A 4641-nucleotide genomic window follows, 5' to 3' on the forward strand; every position below is an offset into this window, starting at 1 on the left:
AAGTTAAGAGTTGTAGATTGCTTTATTAAGCATTAATGAACTTATTTGAGCCGAATATTTATATAGTTAATTGACGATTTGAACAGCAATATCAGATATACGTTAATCATACCACCCCGACCCCGGAGGGGTCGCATATTTATAGCCCAGCCAACGCGACCCAAGCCACGCCCCCGGAGGGGTCGCATGTTTATGACCTAGCCAACCCTGAATACCCCTTCGACCCCGGAGGGATCGCATATTTATAGCCCGGATAACCCCAATAACCCCCGACCCCGGAGGGGTCGCATATCTGTATAAGACTAGCCTTTTCACTGCGCCTTCGGCTTGTGGAAAGGCAGTCTCATTCACTTCCCGATACAGAATATAGAAGTATATTGAATATCAATGTATTGCGTGAATATAGCAACAATTGAGCAACAATTTCTGATAAGCTAACTGACAGTGTATCACAAAGAAGGGAAAAATTGAGTTTTGGTCAAAGGTAAATACAAATCTCAGTCCTCCATACACTGGCGGTTCATTCAGCAGGAGCCAGGTCTATCTGCTTATTGCCTTCAGGGCTGCTAACAGGTATTTTGGGTTATGCGCTGAATCGTACATTGGATGCACCTCCTTACCAGTATCGAACAAACCGTAGACAGCCATTTGCGCTGTTCTTACCGAATATTCAACTGTAAAGACACAATCTTTTGGCGCTTCGGAAAACTGCCCCAGGAATGCAAAATTGGAAGCTCCTTTCACAATCACATCAGGACGGTCGCCTAATTCACGGGGCATAAACAGACTATCGATAAACGGCATCGCAACCGGTATGCAGTTTAGCTTCCCTGCATCCAGGATCGGCTTCATTAATTCCTGAACTTTCAGGTGGTAGAAAAGCTCTTGCAGAATCTCCTCTCCATTGCATTCGGCCATGGTCTTGTTAACGAAATTTCCTTTCCTGTCGGGGTAAAGTCCATATCCCCAAAAGATCTTCACATCCTTAGGCTGGTTTGGGAAGTGCGGTTGACGTGCAATGACGATCGACATGAACCAATTTGAATCGGTCATGGTGATTAATCCTCCAGTCCCGTCAACATTGCCTGAGAAATTCTCAATGTAATCGTGGAAAGTGGTGTCATTGAATGTAGCCGTAAATGAATACCATTTCTGTAAATCGATGTGATCACAAAACGGGGATGGATTCCCGAAGGATGGATCCTTTTCAGCCAGTTTCTTCCATAACTTCCAGGAACCGGAGTCAGATATCCCCTTCAGTTGAGGAGCCTTCTCCCAGGTTCCGTTATCAGAACTTTCAGTTATAGAGCCATTGGTGATAAAAACATAGTCATTTTCGCCCAGTACAATCTCCTTCTTATCTTTGAGATGAAGGACGGTAGCTGTTTTGACGTCGGATGACAGATTAAAATCAATATCCACCACCTCACAGCCAAAATCAAATTTCACGCCTCTCTCTTCCAGGTAACGCTGGATTGGTAAAATCACCGAATGGTATTGATTGTATTTTGTTCTCATAACCCCGCCAAGTTTGTAAAGCCCATCAACCAGGTGGATAAATCGTTTCATATACCTTCTCATCTCTGCCAGGCTACTCCATTTCTGAAATGCGAACATGGAGGTCCAGATATACCAGAACCGGGATGTGAAAAAATCATTATCAAACCAATCCTCGATCCGTTTTTTTCCCAACGATTTCTCACTGACGTAGGTTAGTTTTAAAAAATCGGATTGTTGTTTAAACGTCAACCCGTAAGAAGAAACATCGATTTTTTCTCCATCTTTTAACAGGCGAGCCTGTCCGTTGCTGACAAATCGTTTGTTAAATTCATAGGACTCGTCCCTTACCGAAACGGAAGGATCATCATAGGAAGGGATGAAAGATAGCAGATCCCAGTAACACTCATAATGCATCTCATGCATCCTGCCTCCTCTTACAACAAACCCTTTTTTCTCATCACCACCTCCATCGCAGGCTCCACCGGCAATCTTATCCTTTTCCAGAATATGAATATTTTCACCCGGGACGCCGGCATCTTTTATTAAATAGACTGCGCTGGCGAGGGAGGCGATTCCACTTCCGATCAGGTAAATGCTTGATTTTTTTGGATTTTGACTTTTCTCTTCTTTCATGTTGTTATGTTTTTTTTACTTATTTTTGGATGATGCTGTTTTGGCTTTTTCAAATGTAGACTATTTCATCCAAGAAAAATATTTTCTCAAGTGTTTTGGATAAAATTTTGTGTATTTTTGGTAAAAATTAATCTAATCAGCCCTATGAAAAAGTATTTATTGTTCCCCATGATTGCCCTGTTTTTAATTACCCTGGCTTTATCTGAGGGTTGTAAAAAAGACAAAGACACACCGGATGTAAATACAAATATGCCGGGCACCATGATGACCTTATCGTCCATCAGTTATGTGGCAGAAGGTCTGTCTGCTTCGGTGATAAAAGATTCGATTGCCATCTTATTGGCGGATCAAACACTTACGACAGGAGGGAATTGGAGTTTAGTATGGGGCCCGGGGATTTCGGCTAATAGCGAGAACCTTGTTTATGTGGCAAAAAGTAATAGTACTTCCTCCTATGCTGTTGTCATCAGGGGAACCAATATCCATTCTATTGGAGATTTGATCCAGGATGTCAACGTTTTCACACTCGTTAGTTTCCCCTACGGAAAAGCGGGCGATTCGGTATCGGCAGGCGCTATGGATGGATTGACAAACCTGTTGGGGACTACTGATCCAATAACCGGTGCCAACCTTGAATCCTATCTTGGTTCAATCACAACCGGAGAAACACCCACACTATATATCACCGGGCATAGTCTGGGAGGCGCTTTGTCGTCGCTGGTGACTTATTGGCTGATCACGAATGATCAGTTAAAAGATAAATTCATATTTTCAACTTTCACATTTGCCGCCCCCGGTTTTGTGAATGAGAGTTTCAGGGATAATCTTATCAGTTCTTTGCCCTCTGGTGCCACCTTTACCATGAAAGTAAACTCATTGGATATGATCCCCTATGCATATTCTGATTTAGAGGGAATAACTACAAATAATATTCCCGTTCATGTCCCCCTGCTTTACAGGCTGATTATCACTGTAGCTTCAGACTCACTTCAGGGAAGGGGTATTCATTACTTCAATGTAAAAAGCGCTGAGTCGATTGGCAATATCCCTATTGGCACCACTGGCCCTGGAGGAATTACACCTTCTGATACCATACAGTGGTATGATTATTGGGTGGGCGTCGAGCATAGCAGCAATAATTACCTTAAACTTCTTGGTGCAACTCCTTTGAATTAGTTTTTTTAGATAATAACTTTCACTTTCCGGGAGCTTCACGTATGAAGCGTATGTACAAAATATTTCTCTGGGTTTTCGGGATTTTCCTGGGATTGGTCCTGTTGATTTTACTTCTTGTATCTCCGGTAATCTGTTATATTGTTGAAAAGAACAGTGAAAACTGGATCGGCAGAACCGTGGAGATTGAAAAACTTGGCATCAACCTGCTCAATGGAAAAATCAATATTAGAGGTCTTAGCCTGTATGAAGCGGTAAGTGATACCGTTTTTTTTCATGCAAATCAAATCCTGGTTGATATCAACCTTTGGAAACTTTGGAATGGGATCTATCATATTGAAAAATTCAATTTGGTGGATCCATCTGTGCGGATCATTCAAAAAGGAGATGCATTCAATTTCTCTGATTTGATCCTTCGATTTCCTGCAGATACAACCGGCCATAAGAAAGATACCTCATCCGGAAAGCCGATAAAATATAAGCTAGAAAATCTATCTATCTCTGGGGGGAATATCCATTATATCAGCCGTGATTTTTATTCTGACATCAATGTGAAGGAGATAGCCCTGAAAATACCTTTAATAGGATGGAATGATTCGATAATGGATCTCAACTACAGCCTCACATTGGCATCAGGAGGAGAAATAGCCGGCAGTTTTCATGTAAATCAGCAAACGTTAGGATATACTACCCAGGTTAAGGTAGACACACTCCATACCTCCATCATCCTTCCATATCTCCAGCCCTATCTAATGATAAAAAAGCTAGAAGGAACATGCTCGTTAACGATGACTATCGATGGAAATATGAATGATCCGTACAGGTCGGTGATGCAGGGTAAGGTGGATCTGCGTAATCTCGATATAATGGGATCAAAGGGGCAAAAAGAGCTTGCATTTAACCATTTCAGCATTGCTTTTGATTCGATGAATACAATACAAGGGTTCGCCAATATTGGAAATGTGTTGCTGGATGGATTGTTTATCAGGGAGGACCGATATATAAATTCAACCTCGTTTTCCCAGCTGATTATTCGAAATTTCGATGGTTATACTCCTGCCGGCATTGCCCCCGATTCTGCATTTATCATCTCCAGTAAATCAAACCCGGTTATTTTACTCATTGATTTTATTAAGAAAATGCAGGAGGTTGTGGTAATTGATTCCTTTTCTGTAGAAGAAGTATCTGTCAAGAATGGAGTATTTCAATTTGCCGATTATACATTGCTAAAACCCGAGCACCTGACAGTTGAGGATATTACATTGACTATCGATGGAATCAACTCGTTAAACTGCAAAGCGAAAGGCACCTTTCACACAAAGGTAAACAGCACAG

Annotated in this window: 3 protein-coding genes; 2 read left to right on the forward strand and 1 reads right to left on the reverse strand. The window is 41.8% G+C overall.

The annotated features are described in order from the left end of the window. Positions 1 to 540: 540 nt before the first annotated feature. Positions 541 to 2133, reverse strand: a complete 1593-nt coding sequence (locus KKA81_14740; protein MBU2652183.1) for an oleate hydratase — start codon at positions 2131 to 2133, stop codon at positions 541 to 543. Positions 2134 to 2277: 144 nt separating this feature from the next. Between KKA81_14740 and KKA81_14745 the strand changes: the two genes are divergently transcribed. Next, on the forward strand, positions 2278 to 3309 hold the full coding sequence (locus KKA81_14745) for a hypothetical protein (GenBank protein ID MBU2652184.1): 1032 nt from the start codon (positions 2278 to 2280) through the stop codon (positions 3307 to 3309). Between the two features lie 50 nt (positions 3310 to 3359). After that, on the forward strand, positions 3360 to 4641 hold a 1282-nt coding region (locus KKA81_14750; GenBank protein ID MBU2652185.1), incomplete at its 3' end, for a DUF748 domain-containing protein.

This window comes from Bacteroidota bacterium, assembly GCA_018831055.1.
Lineage (GTDB): Bacteria > Bacteroidota > Bacteroidia > Bacteroidales > B18-G4 > M55B132.

Coding starts and splice junctions, on each gene's coding strand:
- KKA81_14740 (MBU2652183.1), bottom strand. CDS start 2,133: ATGAAAGAAGAGAAAAGTCAAAATCCAAAAAAATCAAGCATTTACCTG.
- KKA81_14745 (MBU2652184.1), top strand. CDS start 2,278: ATGAAAAAGTATTTATTGTTCCCCATGATTGCCCTGTTTTTAATTACC.